The sequence below is a fragment of the Chryseobacterium sp. ERMR1:04 genome, from assembly GCF_001297705.1.
Classification (GTDB): Bacteria; Bacteroidota; Bacteroidia; order Flavobacteriales; family Weeksellaceae; genus Chryseobacterium.
In genome coordinates this window covers 148,974-170,372 of the sequence record NZ_LIRF01000003.1, presented here as the reverse complement: position 1 = coordinate 170,372, position 21,399 = coordinate 148,974, and the positions used below count along the sequence as shown (strand labels likewise).

12 protein-coding genes are annotated in these 21,399 nt (G+C 35.3%); 4 read left to right on the top strand and 8 right to left on the bottom strand.

Features of this window, described 5'->3' with window-relative positions; translation table 11 throughout:
* Positions 1 to 2 precede the first annotated feature (2 nt).
* The 8 genes from AMQ68_RS00830 to AMQ68_RS00795 form a co-directional block, all read right to left on the bottom strand.
* Positions 3 to 3,287: a hypothetical protein gene (locus AMQ68_RS00830; RefSeq protein WP_123905569.1), complete on the bottom strand. Its 3,285-nt coding sequence runs from the start codon at positions 3,285 to 3,287 to the stop codon at positions 3 to 5.
* A gap of 6 nt (positions 3,288 to 3,293) precedes the next feature.
* On the bottom strand, positions 3,294 to 4,835 hold the full coding sequence (locus AMQ68_RS00825; RefSeq protein ID WP_054508744.1) for a T9SS type A sorting domain-containing protein: 1,542 nt from the start codon (positions 4,833 to 4,835) through the stop codon (positions 3,294 to 3,296).
* 267 nt (positions 4,836 to 5,102) lie between these two features.
* Positions 5,103 to 6,542 (bottom strand): glycoside hydrolase family 30 beta sandwich domain-containing protein, encoded by a 1,440-nt coding sequence (locus AMQ68_RS00820; RefSeq protein WP_054508743.1) that lies wholly within the window; start codon positions 6,540 to 6,542, stop codon positions 5,103 to 5,105.
* A gap of 42 nt (positions 6,543 to 6,584) precedes the next feature.
* Complete coding sequence (locus AMQ68_RS00815) at positions 6,585 to 7,394, bottom strand: family 16 glycosylhydrolase (protein ID WP_054508742.1); 810 nt, start codon at positions 7,392 to 7,394, stop codon at positions 6,585 to 6,587.
* A gap of 253 nt (positions 7,395 to 7,647) precedes the next feature.
* Positions 7,648 to 9,870 carry a beta-glucosidase BglX gene (gene bglX, locus AMQ68_RS00810; protein WP_054508741.1) on the bottom strand — a complete coding sequence of 741 codons (2,223 nt, stop codon included), beginning with the start codon at positions 9,868 to 9,870 and terminating at the stop codon, positions 7,648 to 7,650.
* A gap of 13 nt (positions 9,871 to 9,883) precedes the next feature.
* A complete protein-coding gene (locus AMQ68_RS00805) occupies positions 9,884 to 11,317 on the bottom strand; it encodes a glycoside hydrolase family 30 beta sandwich domain-containing protein (protein ID WP_054508740.1) in 1,434 nt (477 codons plus the stop codon).
* Positions 11,318 to 11,320: 3 nt separating this feature from the next.
* Positions 11,321 to 12,865: a RagB/SusD family nutrient uptake outer membrane protein gene (locus AMQ68_RS00800; RefSeq protein ID WP_054508739.1), complete on the bottom strand. Its 1,545-nt coding sequence runs from the start codon at positions 12,863 to 12,865 to the stop codon at positions 11,321 to 11,323.
* 12 nt (positions 12,866 to 12,877) lie between these two features.
* The gene (locus AMQ68_RS00795) at positions 12,878 to 15,790 is read right to left on the bottom strand and encodes a TonB-dependent receptor (RefSeq protein ID WP_054508738.1); all 2,913 of its coding nucleotides are present in this window, start codon (positions 15,788 to 15,790) and stop codon (positions 12,878 to 12,880) included.
* 160 nt (positions 15,791 to 15,950) lie between these two features.
* Here AMQ68_RS00795 and AMQ68_RS00790 point away from each other — a divergent pair, with 160 nt between their 5' ends.
* The 4 genes from AMQ68_RS00790 to AMQ68_RS00775 all read left to right on the top strand — a co-directional run bounded on the left by AMQ68_RS00790 (position 15,951) and on the right by AMQ68_RS00775 (position 21,373).
* On the top strand, positions 15,951 to 17,156 hold the full coding sequence (locus AMQ68_RS00790) for a sugar MFS transporter (RefSeq protein WP_241775016.1): 1,206 nt from the start codon (positions 15,951 to 15,953) through the stop codon (positions 17,154 to 17,156).
* A 23-nt stretch (positions 17,157 to 17,179) separates the two neighbouring features.
* A complete protein-coding gene (locus AMQ68_RS00785) occupies positions 17,180 to 17,974 on the top strand; it encodes an NUDIX domain-containing protein (RefSeq protein WP_054508737.1) in 795 nt (264 codons plus the stop codon).
* Between the two features lie 112 nt (positions 17,975 to 18,086).
* Positions 18,087 to 19,265, top strand: a complete 1,179-nt coding sequence (locus tag AMQ68_RS00780) for an acyl-CoA dehydrogenase family protein (RefSeq protein ID WP_054508736.1) — start codon at positions 18,087 to 18,089, stop codon at positions 19,263 to 19,265.
* A gap of 164 nt (positions 19,266 to 19,429) precedes the next feature.
* Positions 19,430 to 21,373 (top strand): T9SS type A sorting domain-containing protein, encoded by a 1,944-nt coding sequence (locus tag AMQ68_RS00775; RefSeq protein ID WP_054508735.1) that lies wholly within the window; start codon positions 19,430 to 19,432, stop codon positions 21,371 to 21,373.
* The last annotated feature ends 26 nt before the right edge of the window (positions 21,374 to 21,399 follow it).

Below are 21,399 nucleotides of genomic sequence, written 5' to 3'. Positions count from 1 at the left end.
TATTAGTTTTTATAATTGTAGTTGAATTCTTTAAGGATCTTATACTCTAAGCTACCGTTGGCATTCTTCATCTCTTGTTTTATTTCTTTCAATCTGTTGGCGGTATCATAAAGATAAACCTCTCTGATTCCTGATGGTGGGGTAATACTTCTTACTCCAATCAACGGATCGTAAGTGTACGTAGTAACCTGATAATGTTGCAAATTATCTTTGAATGTTTTTAAAACAGATAAAAATGCAGTTTCATCGTTGTTTCTTCCCGCTAAAGCATCGGTATCGGAAGCAGTGGAAATCGCTGATACAAAACTTTCTACCTGAGAATACGTTGCCCCTTCAACTTTTGCAATAGGCTGAGTATTGTTGTAACCCCAGATAATTGCTACAGAAATCCCGTCTTTTGTGGTATACTGTTGTAAACTACCTTTGCTGTCATACTTTTTATAAGTTACTTCTGTTGATGGAGTGTTATTTTGAATATCATAAGATAATACAGAGATAGGCATTACCAATCCTGATGTTTTTGTATCAGCTTCGCTTTGAGTTAACGGATAAATAGTTTCACCTTTTGATAAGGTTTTGGTTTTGGAACCAATCGTTTGGGTTGAAGTTGTCTCTAATGGGATGCCGATCATGTTTTTACTAATCATTAATTGATTGCCTTTTTCGTGGGCATAATTGTAATCTGTCTGCTGAATTTCTCCGGAAGGGAAAATACTTTTTATATTTTTTAAGTTAATCGGTTTGTTTATATCCGTATCATAATATTCATACTTTGTTTTGGAAGTGATCTTTTTACCGTTAAAGTATTCTGTATTTTCAGTAGTGTCATTTTGTACTTTTGCAGATTCAATCATGTACATCTTATATTCTACATTATAAATTTCCACAGGCATGTCTAAAACAGGCATAACACCTGTTGTAATCGTAAAGTCCGTAGAAAAAGCGGCTACTTTCGGGATATTGGTGGTAAATTCTGATAAACCATTTTTTAGGGTATTATACTGATAGGTATTTTTTATTATTCTTAAAGTATCATTGACTTTGTTTAAATAAATTTCCCTTTTCAGTTTTCCGCCTTTCCATTTATTATAGAAATAATTTGAACCGCTGGAAGTTTCATATTCCCTGATAATTTTGCCTTTATCTGTAATTTCTACTACAGAAGGGTAGTTTATTACATCCGAACTTCCATAGCTGGTATTAGCCTGGCTGGAATTATGGATACGGTAATATTTTTCAAAACTATAACCATCCTGAGTAAGATGCCCGTCATCAGTAAATTCTCTTAGCTGTCTTTTGATAATAGATGAAAAATTATATTTCTGATTCAGTTTAAAATCAGGAACAAAAACTTCGTTTTCATATTTTCCATATGCATATTGGTATACATTGGAAACATTATTGGCATCAACATCTTCAATTTTTCGGATACGGAGTGCTCCATATTTTTTCATAGCCCCTGTATATGAGGGATATTTATACCTCATACTTCCCGAGAGGCTGCATTTACATGATCCCATTTTATACAGGTTCAATTCCAGATTTCTGTTTGTTGTTATTGGCCAATCAACAGTTTGCGGACGCCAATGAGTGAAAAATCTGGATCCATATATTGCAGTCCCCGTGCATTGGGTTTCAGCTATAGTCTGTCCGTTTCCAGTGTTATTTGCATTCTTACAGGTATTGGCAAAAGTTATTTGAATTTTATCAAGTTCTGCATCAATCCCTAAGTCTTGTATTTGCTGTATATGCGCTTCTGTAACAGGGAATGTTAGTGTTCCATCAAATTCATCTTCCGAGACTTTTGTACTAATTGCTCCTATTGGTAAAGCTCCTTGGTTATATCCTATAAATTCCTTTACCGTGTTATAGGGAAGCTCATAGTAAAAATTTTTCTTTGCCCCGGTAGGATATTTTATAGATTTCAAACTCCCTAAAACAGCATATTCTTCATTAGATTCCCTGTTTCTTTTGGCAATAGTATTAAATTCTTCTGAAGGTATATTATAATCAAAAACTTTGCTTGGTATATTCGCTGTTTCTCCATTATAAATATCATTGATATACCCCCAGTAGTCATCATTACTGCTGCTTCGTTTAGGAATTTTATACTTTTCGTTGTATTCAAATGAATAATCTGTGTTTTGTAGATTATCCCGAACACTCATAAGTTTTAACCGGTAATCTTCATAAGTTTTGTCAGTATTATCCGTTTCAAAATAACTATAATTGAGACTGACATCTTTGACGGTAATACCGGCTTTATTGGTCACTATAATTCTACGAAGGGCAATTCCGGTACCATTGCTTAGATCTTTCCTGTATGATGAACCATCAGAAAACGCAGAATTAGCATCATTGGAATATAAAAAATTAACTTCCCCATTATCAAAACTGATTTTACTGATCAGAGATTCCGTAAAGAAAGTGGATGTCTCCGTTTTTTCATATTTAGGAAGAGGAATCAATACTTCCCAACTTCCACTGGGCTGGGTACTTACTTTAAAATTAGCAACCTGGTTAATATTTCTTTCATCATAACCATGGCTCTTATTATAGTAAAACAGAACCGATTTATTATTAATCTTGAGCTCATCAAGATTATATAATGTTTTATGCAACACGCTAGGACCACCCATACTCTCAGGGGTAATCCCGTTTCTTGGAGACATCCAGTATTCGGCCCCCTGGGTATCTTTTATATAAAACCTATTATTGTTTCTTGTGATCAGAACATCATCATCGGGAATTAGAAAAGTCTGATTATTATCTTTCATTAAAAAAGAACCTGATGCAGTTGGCAAGTTGTAATCAAAAATATCTTTTTGGGTATCATAATGGTTATTGTATAAACTTTCGATTTTAGCCCGCTCCTCATTACTGGAATTTATACTAATATTCCCGGTATAAGCTGCATATTCGTTTATATTTTTAGAAAAAAAAGGAACTTCCAGGTCATCTAAGCCTACAACATTTTGAGAAATCGTCCCGGGAATATTAAGTGACCATCCCAATCCTACTGTAGTGGCTACTTCATTTAATTTGATCCCTCCCGTATTATAAGAAAGAGAAATGGGTATGTTGATTCCATTTATATTGATGGTATAAATCGGAATATTCATATTCGCTTTTCCTCTAAAATAATCCATAGGAATAGCTTCAACTTTTGAAAGGCTGTAGGACTCTGCACTTGCAGGTAAAGGAACAACCGATTTAACTTGTTCACCAACAGTAAGCTGTGCTTGGTAGAATGTACCAAGCAATAATAATAGTATTATCTTTTTCATCTCCGTTTATTTCTTAATCAGTTTAGCATTGGCAGCTTTGCCTGTATCAGTTTTTATGGTAATCAGATAAGCTCCCTGAATCAAAGCCTGCGTATTCATCTTCGTTACTTTATTCTTCGTTTTTAGACTTTGCAATTGTCTTCCAATCATATCATACAAAATAATATCAGCTTCCTTGAAATCAAAACCAATTTCCACATACGCATAATCTGATACAGGATTTGGATAGATCTTGATATCTTGTTTTACAATTAATTGGTCAATTTGTTTGTCTCCAAGCTTAACAATTTTCCAGTTTTCTTTTCCCAATTCTTCAGCACTGGTTCCTGCTAAAATGATGGAGCCATCTCTGTTAAGCTTAATATCAGATAACCTTTCTTCTCTTTTACTGGATTCGCCTTTTACATGTTTTCTCCACTGCTCATTTCCATTCTGATCTAAATACAGCATCCAAAATGTCTCGTCATCGGTTTGTATTCTGCCCTCAGCTTGCGTGTAACCACCTAGTAAAATACCTTTTGAAGTTTTATCATCCGAACCATGTAAAACACTCATTCCCATTAATACATCTCTGTTTTTGAAGTTGTAAGACTTTTGCCAGATCTCATCTCCTTTTTCATTCAGAGAAATCAACCACAAATCCGTACCTTCTTCAATACCAACGGTTTTATTTCCTGATCTTTCAGATCTCGATTCACCTCCAATTAAAAATCCTGTTGATGTTAAAGCTAATGTTCTCAAATGATCATCTCCTTTTCCTCCAATGTTCTTTTCCCACTCGACTTTTCCGTCCTTGTTAAGTTTGACAATCCAATAATCACCTTCGCCAAAGTTTTCAGTCTTTTTTGATCCACCAATCGTGCTTCTGGAGTAAATCCCAAGCAAAGCACCTCCGTCACGTGTTGGAATCATTTTCTCTACTTCATCTAATCCTTTTCCACCTAAAATAGATTGTGAGAGTTCTTTTCCGTTTTTATCCAGTTTGATGATCAAAATATCTTTTGATCCATACCCTTTTGCGGAATTTTGAACATTCCCAGCCACAAAAAATCCTAAATCGGTTGTTTGTATCACAGCTCTAGCTTCTTCATCTGCTGAACTGCCAAATGTTTTTTGCCATAATTCGTCTCCAAATTCATTTAACCTGATCAACCAAATATCAGATCCTCCTTTAGAATCGTCTTTTTTGTCCAGACCTTTTCCCGAGTAAGAAGTTCCTGCAAGAAGAAAACCTCCTTCCTGAGTAGCAACCGTTGCTGAAAGGAAATCATGATTGTTTCCGACGAAATACTTTTCCCAAACTTCTTCGCCTTGCTGATTTAGCTTAACTAAGTGAAAATCGTAACCGTTGTTCTGTTTATTGTCCGTAGAAAGTTTTTTAGATTGGATGGAGCTTCCGGTAATTAAATACTGTCCATCGATGGTTGTGGTGACCTGACTTAGAAAATCCTGAGTATTGGATTTAATGTCTTTTTGCCAAACCACTTCCTGGGCCGAAATTTGCCCAATAGTACACATAAAAAATGCACCAATATAGAATTTTCTCATATATCGTTTTCTTTGATTGTTAGTTTTTAAGCGATGCAAAAATAATCATTTTAATTCACCTAACTGAGGCTTGTTAAAAATAATTAACTTGAAAATTATTACCCCATTTTCTTTATTATGCAAAGCTAACCCCTCAATGCGACAGAACTTGTCGTATTATATAAGAGATGCTTTTTTATTGAAGTGGGTTGGAAATGAAATGGTCAAAAACAAATCGGCGGGCTCAAATGAGCCCGCCGATTCTAATAAAAAATATTAATATGAAGTTTATAAAATTACGGTTTGTATTGAGTGTGCCGGTGCAGAAAGCTTCGCAGACATTCCTTCGATCCACAGATTGGTATCAATATCGTTGTCTGAGTCGTTCATGATAACGGTAACTAACTGTCCATTTTCATTCATAAAAGTGGTCGATGTTAAAGCAGCTCTGTTTGATGAACTTCCGATTCTTTGCGCATTGGGCTTAATGAATTTCGAAACGTGACCTACATAATAGTATTCATACGTATAATGAACTTCCCCAGTTTTTGTATCTGCAATGATTGGTGCAAAACAGAAATTCCCAACATGGTTTGGTCCACCCGTTTCGTCTAGAAGAACATTCCAGTCTGTCCATAAAGCGGTTCCTTTGTTGAAATCGTTGATCATGTTTTTCCCGTACAGTTCACCTAGGCTTACATCGTAGATTTTAGATAGATCAAATTGCTCTTTGCACCCTTCCGTAAACGCTAAAAACTTATCCGGAAAAGCTCTTTGCGTTTCAATTAAATTATCAAAAAGCTGTGTTTTGTTATTCCATGTTTCATACCAGTGGTACCCGATTCCTGCTGCATATTTTGAAGTCTCAGGATCACTTAATGTTGTGGTTGCTCTTTGGTAAATCAAGTCTCTATTATGATCCCAGATCATTACTTTTTTGTCTTTGAATCCGTTTTTCCAAAGGGTTGGGCCTAAATTATTTTTCAGGAACTCTCCTTCTTCTTCAGCCGTATAAATACAAGATTCCCAGCTCTGGGTTGCCATTGGTTCGTTTTGAACGGTCAGCCCCCAAACATTAATTCCTCTTTTTTCGTATTCTTTAATGAATTTCACGTAATAATCTGCCCAAGTTTGATAGAACGCATTTTCCAATCTACCTCCTTTCAACATACTTTTATTAGATTTCATCCAAGCCGGTGGGCTCCAAGGAGAAAAATAGAAGGTAAAATCTTTTCCAATAGCATTTTGAGCTGCTTTAATCATTGGAATTTTATACTTTTCGTCGTGCGCAACATTGAATGATTTTAATGATTGATCATTTTCCGTTACATACGTATAAGAATCGCTTGAGAAATCACAAGAGTTCATATTCGTACGAACAACCGTATATCCCAATCCATTTTTTCCATAATAGGCGTCAAGAATTTCTTTCTGCTTATTTTTTGGCATTTTATAAAAAGTTTCAGCCGACGCATCGGTAATAGCACCTCCGATTCCGATCAGTTTTTGGTATTTAAAATCAGGATCTACAAAAACACAGGCATCTGTTTCTTTGGGTTGATCCATTTTTTCGAATTTCACCATTCCTTTATCCACCATTTTTTCATTGGTCTTAGCATTGGTGAAAATTACTTTCGCTGTTTTTCCTGCATTCTTTTTCCAGTAATTCTGAGCATTTGCATTAAAAAAAGCCCCTACTAAAAAACAACTTACTACTAGTTTCTTCATAATTTCTTTCTATTTTATGGAGAGAAAACCACTCTCCCTTCATTATTTATTTTGATAAACTCTTACATAATCGATGTAATATTTCTGAGGAAAGACAGAATCATCAATTCCTTCTTTTCCACCCCAAAAACCACCGACTGCCAGATTTAAAATGATAAAATACGGCTGATCAAAAGGCCATGCTTCATAGGTTTTTTCTTTATTTTCATACGTGAAAAACTTTTGATCATCAATATAAACATCAATTTTTTCAGGGGTCCAATCTACTTTATACACATGAAATTTTTCGCTTACCTCTTTCACCATCAACGTATCGGTTTTCTGCGTTCCGATTTTATGATTGTACTTTTTCGTATGAACGGAAGCATGAACATAGCCTTGATTATAACCCACATGTTCCATAATATCCAGTTCGCCATCATCCGGCCATTTCTTCATATTTTCGCTCATCATCCAAAGGGCTGGCCATGTTCCTCTGCCTTTTGGAAGTTTTGCACGAACCTCAACCGTTCCATATTGAAAGGAAAACTTTCCCTTTGTTAAAAGCCTTGCAGACGTATATTGGCTCTTTTCCCAATTTTCTTTCTTAGCTTCAATGACTAAATTTCCGTTTTCAACTCTTGCATTTTCTAAACGGTCTTTGGTATAAAACTGAGCTTCATTATTTCCATATCCATCGCCTCCCACATCATAATTCCATTTAGCGGCATCGGGTAAACCTTTTCCATTAAATTCATCATTCCAGATGAGTTTTCTTTTGGAATCGGGCTTATTTGAAGCACAATTTGAAACAGAAAGAGCTAAAGTTCCGCTGACTAAAATGGTGATGATATATTGGAATTTTATTTTCAAAATTTTATTTAAATTAATTTATTTTCAAAGTTTGTCATTCTGACGAAGGAAGAATCTCTATTATATTTAAAGTAGATTCTTCACTACACTTTGTTTCGTTCTGAATGACAAACGCGAATTTATTTTCAAAGTTTGTCATGCTAAAATCATTTAGATTCTTTCAAAATGACAAAGATTATGTTGATTTAAAACTCACCTTCCTTTACCACCAAAAGCGGGTTTTATCCCGCTCTCAGTTTTTGTAAACTAATATTTATTTTGACCAGTTGATCCTTTTTGTCTGAACATCCTTAGAGTTCGTTCCTACCATAATATCAAATTCTCCGGCTTCCCAGTCATAATTTAATTCATCATCATAGAATTTCAAATTTTCCGGAGTCAACGTAAAGTTGACCGTTTTACTTTCTCCTTTTTTGATGAATACTTTTTGAAAGCTTTTCAATTCTTTCACAGGTCTCACCACTTTCCCGAATAGATCTCTGATGTATAATTGTACCACTTCTTCCCCATCATAATTTCCGGTGTTGGAAACATTCACAGTGATGTTTAGCGTTTGATTTCCTGTAAGATTTGTTGAACTTAGATTCATATCAGCGTATTTAAACTGAGTATAACTCAACCCATAACCAAATGGAAATTTCGGGTCATTATCTAAATCGATGTAAGCTGAAACATAGTTTCTGTCTGTATTATTTTTTGCAGGTCTCCCCGTGTTGTAGTGATTATAATAAATAGGAACCTGTCCTTCTGTTCTTGGAAATGTCATTGGTAATTTTCCACCTGGGTTTACCGTTCCGAAAAGAACATCAGCAATAGAATTTCCAGCTTCCGTTCCCAACCACCAAGTGTAGACAATGGTAGGAATGTTATCTGCTGCCCAATCAAAAACCAAAGGTCTTCCTGCGTTAATCATTAAAATAATCGGTTTTCCGGTTTTAGCAATTTCTTTTAAAAGATCTTCCTGAACTCCTGAAAAATGAAGATTACTTCTGCTTTTCGCCTCACCGCTCATGGCGTGGCCTTCACCCAATGTCATGATGACAACATCCGCTTTTTTTGCCGTTTCTACCGCTTCAGCAAACATTGATCTGTCCTGATCATCAGCATTAGCTCCTTTTGCATATAATAAGGTTGAATTTTTATCTAATTGATTTTTAATTCCGTCAAACTGAGAAATAATTCTTTGGCTGTCATCTTTAAAAGGAACGGACCAAAAACCATGATTGGCCGTTGTTTCTTTTCCGAAAGGTCCGATTAACGCAACCGTTTTCGTTGATTTTGAAAGAGGTAAAAGCTGAGTCTGATTTTTTAACAATACCACACTTTTTGAACCAAATTCTCTTCCGAATTTTCTATTATCTTGATTGTTTACCTGTTCTTTTTGTCTTTTTTCGTTGCTGAATCTGTAAGGATCATCAAATAATCCCATTTCGAACTTTTTAACCAAAATTCTTCTTGCTGCATCATCAATCAACTTTGGATCAACCTTTCCTTCCTGAACCAATTTTGGAAGTTCAGCCATATAAGCACGGCTTTCCATATCCATATCGCTTCCGGCAATAATTGCTTTTTCAGCCGCTTCTTTATTGTCTTTTGCGTAACCGTGAGGAACCATTTCGCCGATACTTCCCCAGTCTGAAACTACAAAACCTGGGTAGTTCCATTTTCCTTTTAAAAGATCTCTTAAAATGTATTTGTTAGCCGTTGCCGGAATTCCATTAATATCATTAAAAGAATTCATAAATGTAGCTACTCCCGCTTCCGAAGCTGCCTTAAAAGGTGGTAAATAAGTTTCATGAAGTTGTCTTAAACTCATATCTACGGAATTGTAATCTCTTCCGCCAACCGCTGCTCCGTATGCCGCAAAATGTTTTGCACAAGCCATGATAGCATCAAGATTTCCTAAGCCTTTCCCCTGAAAACCTTTGATTCTTGCCAATCCAATCTGCGTTCCCAAATACGTATCTTCTCCGGAACCTTCCATCACTCTGCCCCATCTTGGGTCTCTCGCAATATCAACCATCGGAGCAAATGTCCAGTGAATACCGTAAGCCGAAGCTTCTATAGCGGCAATTCTTTCAGATTTTTCAATTAAACCCAGATCCCAGCTTGCTGCCTGACCTAGATTGATAGGGAAAGTTGTTCGGTATCCGTGAATAACATCCTGACCAAACAACAATGGAATTTTTAACCTAGACTGTAGTGCCAATTTTTGAAAAGAACGTGTTTCCTCAGCTCCTGCGACATTCAGCATAGAACCTACTTTACCTTTTTTTATTTCATCTAAAACACTGGCAGAATTGGAGTTTTGAGGCCCCGTTGCATATTCAAAACCGCTGTATTGAACCAACTGACCTACTTTTTCTTCTAAAGTCATTTTAGATAAGATCTCTGAAACTCTTTGGTCTATCGATTTCTGTGCAGAAGTACCCACACCGATTGCTACGAGTAATAATACAAGATATTTCTTCTTCATGTCTGTTCTTTTTTTAAAAAACGTAGGTCGCAACCGAATTTCCTGAAAGGGCAACTGTTGCTGTTTTTCCGTTATATTTTATATTAAATGTTTCTTCATTTTTCGCTCCGTTCTGTACAACCAAAATTCTCTTTCCTGCAGGCGTAATAAAAGCCGCAGTAGCAAGATTGTCGGTTTGTGTAGAAGCTATCCTTCTTGAATCAGCAGGAATAAATTTTGAGGCATGTGCAATGATGTAATAGGCAACGTTTCTTGTAAAGTTTTCACTGTCTGAAACGGTAATTGCCCCTTTGCATTCTGTACAACCTCCGTCTGTGTGAGGTTTATATTGTGTATCATTGGCTACGTTCCACTCCAGAGCAATTTTACTCCAGTTTCTCATAGAACCGATGATTACGTTTTTGGTATGCCAATTTAAATCTTCATTAAAAGTTCCCTTCGCGCCTGTCCATTGCTCGGTAAAATACAAATTTTTATTTGGAAAAGCGGCATGAACAGTACCTAAAGCTGAAATTTCACCTTCGTATAAATGGAAAGCTGAACCGTCTATATATTGAGACGCTTCAGCATCACTTAAGATATTGGTAACATATTCAGGCTTGTTGCAATTGTGATCATACACCACAATTTTAGTTTTAATATGATTTGATTTGAAAATCGGACCTAAACTTTTCTTAATGAAATCTTTCTGTTGGTCTGAAGGCATATACAAACTCGGATTGTTTCCGGGATGTAATGGTTCATTTTGAGGCGTAACCGCATCAATGGTAATTCCTTCTTTCTGCATTTCCTGAATGTACTTCACGAAATACTTTGCATATACATCGTAAAATTCAGGTTTTAAACTTCCTCCTTTTGATTTCCCGTTGTCTTTCATCCAAACCGGAGCCGACCACGGTGCTGAAATGATCTTAATTTTTGGATTGATTGCTAAAATCTCTTTTAACATCGCAATCAAATCTTTATCTCTCGCTAAACTGAATTTTGAAAGAGAAGGATCTGTTTGCCCTTCCGGTAAATCATCATAAGAGAAAACCTGGCTATCCAAATCGGAGGCACCAATGCTTAATCTTAAGTAGCTTATAGAAATAGAATTTTTATCATTCCCAAAAAGTTCATTCAATAAGGCTTTTCTTTTTGAAGGAGAAAGTCGGTTAATTACCTCAACACTTCCTCCTGTTAATGTATATCCGAAACCATCAATATATTGAAACTTCTGCGTATCATCAATGTCAATATTTTGAAAGTTGTTGGAATTATTTACAAAACTAATCGGAGTCTGTTGCTGCAATCTTACGCTTTCATCCCCTTTTGTAAGCCAGATCTGAACTTGATTTCCATTACTTGCCAGATGAGATCTGCAAGAACTTAAAGGCAAAAGTACCACACCGCCAAACAGCAGTGTAGTACTTTTTAAAAAGAAACTATATAAATTGTGAAACTTCATATGTTAGTAACCAGGGTTTTGTTTTATTGCTGTATTTACTAATTCGTTAAAAGGAATTGGTAAAATCTCACTCTTTCCTGCAACAAATCCTCTTGATCCTAATTTTGCAGGTGCATCACCCCATCTTACCAAGTCGAACCATCTGTGTCCTTCCCCGGCTAATTCTCTTCTTCTTTCATCCTTAATCGCTTGCTTAGAAACAGGTACGGAAGCTAATCCTACCCTTGCTCTTACTGCATCCAATAACGCCTGAGCTCTTGCCCCTGAACTACCCAATGCTTCTGCTTCCATTAAATAGGCATCTGCCAATCTAATCACGATATAATTCTGATGAAAGTTTAACTCTGTAGCTCCCGGTAAATTACTTTTATCGGCATTTCTCGGTAAGTACTTATTTAAGAAATAACCTGTGTCTTTATAACCGGAAGTGTAAGTGATTTTATTTTCTTCTTTTAATTTTTTAGCATTAAAAATCGTTGCATCTAAACGAGGATCTCCCTGCATAAAGTTAAACAGATCATCTGTTGCCGGATTGAATCCCCATCCTTTATAAATGTCTGGCGCATCAGGACTTGGTGGAGTTCCCACACGTCCATACGATATTACAGCTACCATCTGATTAATAGAATTCCCTTCATCTTTTCCTGTTCCCCAAAAATCCCACTCTGCATTACTTTTATTGGTATGCATTACTTCCAGAATAGATTCAGTGGTAAATTTATTATCTACTTTCCATAAATCTGCAAAGTTAGCAACTAACTTATATCCATATTGACTGGTTCCTCCAGGAGTTCCATTGACCATCTCGAACTGTGCAGCCGCCTCCGTATTTTTATTATTATACAAATAGATCTTTCCTAAAATAGCACGCGCAGTCCCTTGCGTAATTCTTCCGGTTTCACTTTTATTGGCAGATGGAATAGAAAAAGGAAGATCGTTAAGAGCCGAAAGAATATCTCCTTCTATCTGTGTATAAACATCTTCAGGTTTTGCCTGCGCAATGTTATAGTAATCGTCAGTAGGTTTAATTGGTTTTAAAATCAGAGGAATATTTTTGAACATCCTTACCAACTCAAAATAGTATAGAGATCTCAATACTTTTGCTTCTGCTACAAATCTTTTTCTGGTTTGGTCATTCATATCTGCACCAGGGATTCTTTCTAACAAAAGGTTAGCTTTTGCAATACCCTGATAATAATCTTTCCAATAGCTTAAAGGCATGATAATAGGATTGATCGTATAATTAGAAAACCCTTGGATTCCTGCTCCATCTGTAGAACTCCCTCCCCCTGCATAAAAATCATCAGAAGCTCCGTTAAAGAAGGTTACATCATTTTCAAACCCTCCTGAATATTTTCTCAACATATCGTAAGTAGCTACTAAACCACTAAAAGACTGTTCTTCATTTCTAAAAAAATTATCCGGTTCAAATGTCCCTGAGTTTTGTACATCTTCAAGATTACTTCTGTCACAAGATACTGCTCCGAAGCTCACTCCTGCTAATAATAACACAGATAAGCTTCTATATATAAATTTTTTATTTTTCATTTTTTATCTTAATTAAAATTGAACATTAGCTCCGAAAAGGAAAGTTCTGGATTGTGGATAATACGCTCTGTCAATACCAAAAGTATCTCCTCCAGCAATTTCCGGATCATACCCTGTATATTTTGTGAAAGTCACCAAGTTTTCTCCTGTTACATAGAATCTAATTTTAGAAGCGCCTATACTGTGTGCAACATCTTTAGAAAGTGTGTACCCAAGCTGAACCAGTTTCAAACGTAAATAATCTCCTTTTTGAAGATAGTAATCAGACATTCTTGTATAATTCTGATTAGGATCGTCCTGGCTTACTCTTGCTACGCTGTTAGATGTTCCTTCTCCTGTCCAACGATCTAGAATTGTAGTTTGATAGTTGGCTTCCTGAATATCTAATCTTCTCAGACCCTGGAAAATTTTATTTCCTGCCTGCCCTTGAGCAAATACCATGATGTCAAAGTTTTTGTAATTCATATTCAATGTTAATCCAAAAGTATATTTTGGCACAGAATTACCTAAATTAACGTAATCATTGTCATCAATTTTACCATCCCCATTCGCGTCCAATCTTTTGAAATCTCCCGGCTTTGCATTAGCTTGAATTAACCCTCCGTTTGAATTTCTGTAAGCATCAATTTCCGCTTGATTTTGGAAAACGCCTAAGTTTTGATATCCATAGAATGAACCATAAGAAGATCCAACCTGTAATCTGGAAACAGGTCCCATAGACTGGAATGAAGCAAAATTAACATAAGGTTTACCATCTTCAAGTCTTGTAATTTCATTTTGTAAATACGCGAAATTACCATTTGCTGAGAATCCAAAATCTCCCCAGTTCTTTTTGTACCCTAAGCTTACCTCAATTCCGTCATTGTTCATATCTCCAATGTTTCTCCAAGGATTGTTAGTTAAACCAATATATCCAGGGATATCAATTTTTCTCAAAATATCACTACTTTTTTTTCTGTAAACATCTACTGATAAGTCGAAGTTTTTGAATATTTTAAGATCTGCAGCAATGTTGAACTGTGAAGTTCTTTCCCACTTCAGTTCAGGGTTTTCTAATGTACTTGGAGCATACCCAACATGAATCACTTCATCTCCAAAAGTATAGTTACTTCCAGGAATTAAAAAGTTAGCAAACTGGAAATTATCGATACCGTCGTTTCCTAATACTCCATATCCTCCTCTTAATTTCAAGCTGTTAACGATTTTGTTTTCAGGCCAGAAATCTTCATTAGAGACATTCCAACCCACAGACATTGCAGGGAAGTTCCCCCAATGATGAGCAGTTGCAAATCTTGAAGAACCATCTCTACGAATTGTACCTGTAAATAGATATTTATTCGCATAATCATACACTACTCTTCCAAAATAAGAAGCTTTATGCGTTTGTATTCCATCCCATGCTCTTGTCGCTCTGTCGGTTTGTGGAATATCAAAATTGAATGAAGCCTCTCTCCAATCATTTGTTGGAAGATTTTTATAGGTTGTATTTTGTCCTGAAGAGATGTTATATTCGTAATATCCCTGTCCTAACAATACATTTAAGCTATGCTGCCCAAATTTATTTTGATACGTCACTGTATTTTCTGTACTCCACTCAAATTTTTTCTCAATTTGTCTGAATAAAGTATTAAAATCATTTTTAGTTGCAGAACTTAAATAATTAACAGGAGTAAAACCTTGATTTCCCCAATAAGAAAGCTTTCCATTGACGCTTGTTTTAAAATTAATATGTTTATCAATTTTTAAGTCAGCATAAACGTTAGCAATAATATCATCAGACCAATTGTATCTTCCTAATTGGGTTTGTTGAAAAGCCAGTGGATTAGACATTTCTTTACTTACATAATGTGAGATTCCATAAGGATTTCCGTTGGGGTCTCTTACAATATTAGGATTATTAAGATAATCACTTGGGAAAGGCTGATTGTTTACTCCATTAGTAACTACTAGGGGTGTTAATGGATCAAGGTTGATCGCTGAACTTAACGGACCTCCAAATTCACCATTTGCATTAATTCCCGCAGATTTTGTGTGAGTATATGCAAAAGTTTGTCCTACCGTTAAAAAGTCTAATACTTTATGGTTTGAGTTCAATCTTGCATTCATTCTCTTATAATTAGAAATATCTCTCAATACAATACCCTCTTGGTCATAATAACCAAAAGAAGCATAGTAGGTTGATTTATCACTTCCACCATTGATGCTGAATTCATGAGATTGACGTTGTGCACTGTTGAAAATTGCTTTTTGCCAATCTGTTCCTACTCCATATGAGCCAGGATTTGCGTAAGGAGCGGCACGGCCATCATTCCTATTCGCTTCATTGATAATGGTTGCATATTGATTAGCATTCAAAAGATCTAGCTTATTAGCCGCACTTCCAACACCAAAAAATCCGTTATAAGAAAGGTTTAATTTTCCTTTAGCTCCTTTTTTAGTAGTAATCAAAACAACACCTTTTGCAGCAGAAACTCCATAAATGGCAGAGGAAGCACCATCTTTAAGAATTTCCATTCCTTCGATATCAGATTGATTTAACCATCCGATATTATCTACTACAATTCCATCAACTACCCAAAGAGGATCATTACTCCCAGCCCCAAAACTGGTAATACCACGAACTCTTACCGTAGCAGTAGATCCGGGTTGTCCTGAATTTGAAATTACCGAAACACCAGCAGCTCGTCCTTGCATGATTTGTTCCGGTCTTCCTGCAGCAGGAGAATTTTCAATGTCGGAAGCTTTTATACTTGATATTGCTCCGGTCACATTACTCTTCTTCTGAGTACCATAACCGATCATTACCACTTCCTCGATTTTTTGCTCTTTTGGAAGGGTGTCATTTGCCTTCTTCTGAGCACTGAAATTTGCTGTGAAATAGAGGACAGCAACCAGTCCTAAACTTCTTGTTATTTTAACATTCATATTACAGTTAGTTTTTTAATTCTCAAATTGAGACAATAAAAATATATTTTTTTTTAAATAATTAACATTATATTAATAAATATTTTAATTTTTCGTTTATTTTTGGGGGTTTAAAGGCATAAATTTTATGTAAAAAATCATAAAATATTGCAAAAAGTAAATGAAAATAATCCCCGAAATGAATACCAAGCTCACCAAAATCTCTCTTCCGTTGAAACTTACTTTTCTAATTTTCTCCATGGTTCTGAACTGCATGGGCATTGTGATACTGCAACTTTCGGAGGCAAAAATCACCTATGAAAAGCTCGGTTTTCTGGAGTCTTTTAAGGATCTTCCGATTGCCTTTATTTCACTTTTTGCCGTTAATTTTATCAGCAAAATCGGGACTAAAAAAGCATTGATTTTGGCTTTAACAATTGTTGGCATTTGCTCAAGTATTTTACCTTTTGTAGAAGTATTTTGGTTTTACAAACTTTGGTTCGCCATTATCGGAACTTGTTTTGCGATTGGAAAGATTTGTGTTTTTGGAATTATCAGAAATAATATTTCCGACGAAAAATCTCTGGCAAAGATTATGAGTAATGTAGAAGCCACTTTTATGATTGGTATTTTTGTGGTCAATACAGGATTTGGTTGGCTTATTTCCAGTCAGTTCTCTGAATATTGGAAATTTGGATTTTTATCGATTTCACTTTTATCCATCATCACCATTTTTTTATTTTCAAAAATAAAAATTGCAGAACCTGTACAATCCGGTAATCAAGGGATCATTTCAGAATTATCAAAATTAGTTAACCCATTAATTATGTTATTTTTAGGGGTAGTATTCTGTATCGTTTTTGTGGAGCAAAGTTTCAATTCATGGTTACCTTCGTTTTACAAAAATCATTTGAAGGTCAATTCTTTCTTTGCATTGCAAGCCTCCTCTTTTCTCGCTCTTTTTTCTTACATAGGAAGAACCATCACTGCTAATGTTATTCACAGATTTTCTCTATCAAAATATTACGTTTTATGTCTTTCATTAATTATTTTAGTTTTAATCATCATTTTAGGATTACAATATTTTGATTCGGACAATTCAATGGCCCTTTTATTTTTATTTCCGGTTATTGGTTTCTTCTTATCTCCGCTGTATCCTGTGATCAATTCTAAAATGATTGCGAAGATTGATAAAGAAAAAGCGAACCTCTTTACCTCACTTATTGTGATTTTTTCATCGCTAGGTAGCTCTGTCAGTTCAATTATTATGTCGGTATTGTTCGGAAAACAGCTGCTTAATTTGTATCCACTATACATTTTACTCGCTGTAACTGTGCTTTTTACAATAAGTTTGATTTATTTTAAGGCTGCAAATAAAAATATTTAGAAAATAATTTTACTTTTACTCCCATGGAAATCAAAGACACAAAAAATAAAGAAACGCTTCGGGAACTAATTGATACAAAAGACTTTGTAGCACACATATCGGTGGACTGCACCATATTTGGTTTTCATAATAACATCCTGAAAGTTCTTTTATTAAAGTATCACGACCTAAATTTGTGGTCTCTCCCCGGTGGATTCGTTTTTAACGACGAAGATCTTCGTGAAGCTGCTGCCCGCGTCTTATATGAGAGAACCCATCTTAAAGATTTATTTCTAAAACAGTTCCATACTTTTGGAAGAATAGACCGTACAGAAAATAATGTACACCAAATCTTGCTCAACAATAAAGGAATTGAAGTTCCTAAAGACCACTGGATCTTTCAAAGATTCATCACTGTAGGATATTGTAGTTTGATTGACTTTTCTATTGCCAATACGTTCCCTGACTCTTTTAATGAAACCTGTGAATGGTTCGAGGTCAACAAATTACCTCAAATGGCTTTTGACCACGACAGAGTGATAGAAACCGGCCTTGAATATTTAAGAATGAATATCAATACCGAAGTAGCTGCAAGTAACCTTCTTCCCGAGAAATTTACCATGAAAGATCTTCAATCCCTGTATGAAACCATTTTGGGAGAGAAATTCAGGAGAAATAATTTTCAGCGAAAAATTTTGAGTTTAAATATTCTTGAAAGATTGGAGAAGCTTTATGACGGCTCTGCCAACAAGGCGCCTTATCTTTATAAATTTAAAACAAGGATTTACAATCCTACTAATCAGTACCCTATCTCAAACGATGAAGGAGATGAAGTTTAATATTCATTTCTAAAAAATCAATTTAAAAACCTAATAAACATAGTAAAAATAACACCTAAAAAAAATTTCTCAGGAATAATGAAAAGTGCTATTTTTAGAAAAATTAAATTACATGTCATATTATCCTCTTACAAGCATTCCTGATTATTATGGAATTGATGCTTTACTTACCGAAGAACATAAACTGATTCGTCAATCAATAAGAGACTGGGTTGAAAGTTTTGTGATGCCACAGATTGATAAGGCAGCACAAGACCATACAGACATTCCGGGTTTGATGAGAGAATTAGGAAAAATTGGAGCCTTGGGTCCATATATTCCGGTTGAGTATGGCGGTTCAGGCTTAGATCAGATCTCTTACGGTCTTATCATGCAGGAATTGGAAAGAGGAGATTCTGCTGTTCGCTCTGCAGCTTCTGTACAGAGTTCTTTGGTGATGTTTCCTATTAACGAGTTTGGTTCTGAAGAACAGAAAAGAAAATATTTACCCAAATTAGCTTCTGGTGAAATGATCGGTTCTTTTGGATTAACAGAGCCTAATCATGGTTCAGATCCGGGATCCATGGAAACCTATTTTAAAGATATGGGAGATCATTATCTTTTAAATGGTGCTAAAATGTGGATCACAAATTCACCTTTATGCGATATTGCTGTTGTTTGGGCTAAAAATGAAGAAGGAAAAGTTCAGGGACTTATTGTAGAAAGAGACATGGAAGGCTTCACTACTCCTGAAACACACAATAAATGGAGCTTAAGAGCTTCAAAGACAGGAGAGTTGGTATTTAATGACGTAAAAGTTCCAAAAGAAAACCTACTCCCAGGAGTTACAGGTTTAAGAGGACCTCTTTCTTGTTTAAATTCAGCGAGATATGGTATTTCTTGGGGTGTTATTGGTGCAGCTATTGATTGTCATTGTACTGCTGTTCAGTATTCTAAAGAAAGAAAACAATTCGGAAAACCAATTGGTTCTTATCAGTTACAACAGAAAAAACTAGCTGAATTTTTAACGGAAATAACTAAAGCTCAATTGCTTTGCTTACAGTTAGGACACCTTAAAAATGATCATAAAGCAACACCTGCTCAGATTTCAATGGCTAAAAGAAATAATGTGAACATGGCTATTGAGATCGCAAGAGAATCTCGCCAAATTCTTGGAGGAATGGGTATCATGGGAGAATTCCCAATGATGAGACACGCTGCCAACTTAGAATCTGTTATTACTTATGAAGGAACTCACGATGTTCATTTATTAATTACAGGAATGGATATCACAGGGATTAACGCTTTCTAGAAATTAAAAAATATTGATAAATAAAAGAGTCTGATCGAATGATCAGACTCTTTTATTTTAATCACAATTCCGGGAACTGATATTCAATGAATAATTATTGAGTCAATAATATTTTGAGTGATTTATTAAAAGTATCTACCTTAATCAAAACTTAAAATATTAATATGAAAAAAATTACATTCTTTTTATTAGGACTCTCCGCTCCTTTCTATTTTGCTCAACAAGCGGGAGATGTTGCAAACGTTGAACAAAAGTTAGATCTTACTCCACAAGGAGTTGTAAATTTTATTTCAACAAGTCTTGGCCAACAGAGCCCTCCAGATTTTGTGAGTTACCTTAACGGTTTCAATGTAGGTTTAAAAGCCTATAAAATAACATACTACACCAAAAACGAAAACAACACCCTAGTAAAAGCTACAGGACTGATTATGTACCCGAACGTTAATTACAAGCTATCTACTGTTGTTTCAGACCATGGGACAACCGATAGCAGAAATAACGTTCCTTCTAATTTAAAAGGAACATTAGAAGCTGGTTTTGTTGTTGAATTATCTTATGTTTTAAACGGTTATATCCTGATGGCTCCAGATTATGTAGGTATGGGTTCCGGTGACGGCGTTCACCCTTACGTTCACTATCCTACTGAGGCAAGTGCCAATATTGATTTTGTGACGGCAGCCAATAAAGTTTTATCGCAACTCAATATAAAACGGTATGATGAATATTTTTTAGCCGGCTATTCACAAGGTGCGCATGCAGCCATGTCTACCTTAAAAAAATTAAGCAGTTCCAATCCCACTCAGCTAAGTTTTAAATATGCTTATATGGGAGATGGCCCCTATGATTTTTCCGGAGTTACGCTTCAAAAAGGGGTCGTAGAAAAAGAGGTATATCCTTTTACTTCCTTTCTTGCCAACGTTGTTAATACCTGTAATAATATTGGCTACAAAACCTACAACAACACTATTTCTGAGGTCATTTCTACAGAATATCTTGACAAGTACAATTACCATGTCATCCAGGATAATGGCGGGCTGTTATGGGGGCCTTTCATCTGGAGGAAACTATTTACCCAAAGCTTTGTGAATGATGTCACCAATAACAACAACAATAAATTAAGACAATGTCTGAGAGCAAGTGATGTCTATGATTGGTACAATAAAACGCCGATGACCTTGGGTCATGCTACTGTAGATCTGGCCATTCACCCTGAAAACACATCCAAAACAATTGAAGTACAAAGAGGATATTATCCTTGGTGGGATCTGAATAAATACAAATTAAATGCATTCTATTGGGGGCCTGTAGGTCATGTAGGAGGAATTCTTCCTTTTGTATTGGCATCCAATGCCAAGTTTAATACATTAAGAAGTGGCGGACTGTTGAATCAATGGGCGATATTGACTTCAAAAAACACTGAGAATAATCCTAAAGTCAATACATTGTTTTCATCTCAAATTAAGCCTGATTTACAAGGTATGCAGTTGCTTGAAGTCACAGATTTCAACAAAGAAAGTACAGTACGTAAAACAATGGTTAACAACAATTTAAATACATTGAAAGACGGTGTTTATTTATTAAAAGTATCAGAGGATAATAAGAACAAATTAATTCCCTATATCAAAAATACACCTACGGAAATTACTGAAAATGAGATTATAAAGTCTGATAACAATAATATTCTAAGCTTGAAAATTAATCCGGAAGAATTATCGGTCATTAATATTTTTGATGAAAATAAAAATTTAGTAAAAACCATATCTCAGGAACAGTATGTTAAAGACGGCGGAATTGACTTAAACACCATTGATAATCAAAACCATACCTTTGAAATCATCACCCAGTTTTACAGCCTCCAGTTTAAGAAAAAAATTGGTGATGCCACACTAACTGACAGCCCTGAAATCTTTACAAAAACCCTTCAAATCATTGTTCAAGCTAAAAGTGCGTTGAAAAACATTCGTATTTACAATATTTCCGGAGCTTTAATTCAAAATCAGGAAATTAACACCTCACAGTTTGAATCAAATAATTTGGAATCAGGAGTTTATGTGGTACAAATCACTCAAACGAATGGAAAAATAATGAGTAAAAAAGTGAAATTATAATATTTAACCTTTTCAATAATTTTTTA

Coding starts and splice junctions, on each gene's coding strand:
- AMQ68_RS00830 (WP_123905569.1), bottom strand. CDS start 3,287: ATGAAAAAGATAATACTATTATTATTGCTTGGTACATTCTACCAAGCA.
- AMQ68_RS00825 (WP_054508744.1), bottom strand. CDS start 4,835: ATGAGAAAATTCTATATTGGTGCATTTTTTATGTGTACTATTGGGCAA.
- AMQ68_RS00820 (WP_054508743.1), bottom strand. CDS start 6,542: ATGAAGAAACTAGTAGTAAGTTGTTTTTTAGTAGGGGCTTTTTTTAAT.
- bglX (WP_054508741.1), bottom strand. CDS start 9,870: ATGAAGAAGAAATATCTTGTATTATTACTCGTAGCAATCGGTGTGGGT.
- AMQ68_RS00805 (WP_054508740.1), bottom strand. CDS start 11,317: ATGAAGTTTCACAATTTATATAGTTTCTTTTTAAAAAGTACTACACTG.
- AMQ68_RS00800 (WP_054508739.1), bottom strand. CDS start 12,865: ATGAAAAATAAAAAATTTATATATAGAAGCTTATCTGTGTTATTATTA.
- AMQ68_RS00795 (WP_054508738.1), bottom strand. CDS start 15,790: ATGAATGTTAAAATAACAAGAAGTTTAGGACTGGTTGCTGTCCTCTAT.
- AMQ68_RS00790 (WP_241775016.1), top strand. CDS start 15,951: ATGAAAATAATCCCCGAAATGAATACCAAGCTCACCAAAATCTCTCTT.
- AMQ68_RS00785 (WP_054508737.1), top strand. CDS start 17,180: ATGGAAATCAAAGACACAAAAAATAAAGAAACGCTTCGGGAACTAATT.
- AMQ68_RS00780 (WP_054508736.1), top strand. CDS start 18,087: ATGTCATATTATCCTCTTACAAGCATTCCTGATTATTATGGAATTGAT.
- AMQ68_RS00775 (WP_054508735.1), top strand. CDS start 19,430: ATGAAAAAAATTACATTCTTTTTATTAGGACTCTCCGCTCCTTTCTAT.